The organism is Bowmanella dokdonensis (assembly GCF_017254865.1).
In the GTDB taxonomy this organism is placed as follows: Bacteria; Pseudomonadota; Gammaproteobacteria; order Enterobacterales; family Alteromonadaceae; genus Bowmanella; species Bowmanella dokdonensis.
In genome coordinates this window covers 1-297 of sequence record NZ_JAFKCV010000335.1, presented here as the reverse complement: position 1 = coordinate 297, position 297 = coordinate 1, and the positions used below count along the sequence as shown (strand labels likewise).

The following is a 297-nucleotide window of genomic DNA, read 5'->3' as shown; positions in this document are numbered from 1 at the left end:
TTTGAATCTGATTGGCCTTGGCCGCGGCGATAATTCGCGTGTGGTTGTCCACGTTTGACTGTAACTGAATAAGCTGATGTTCCAGCAAGGCCAGGGTTTTGGGGATTTTCATCAGCACCATATCGGCCGGCTCTTCAGGTAAGCTCAGGCTGTCAAACAGACGTACCTGAGAGACTGGGATGTCATTGGTACTGAGATTTTGCTGCAAAGCCAGATGACTGACCTTAGAGTCGCTTATCCAAGCGGGCGACCACTCTGCCAGGAAACACCCAAGTGCTCCACAATCATCATTGAAAA

General features: G+C 49.8%; 1 pseudogene. It reads right to left on the bottom strand.

From position 1 onward, the window contains the following. A pseudogene (locus J0A66_RS22830) lies at positions 1–238 on the bottom strand (23S rRNA (guanine(1835)-N(2))-methyltransferase); the annotation flags it as partial. Between the last annotated feature and the right edge of the window lie 59 nt (positions 239–297).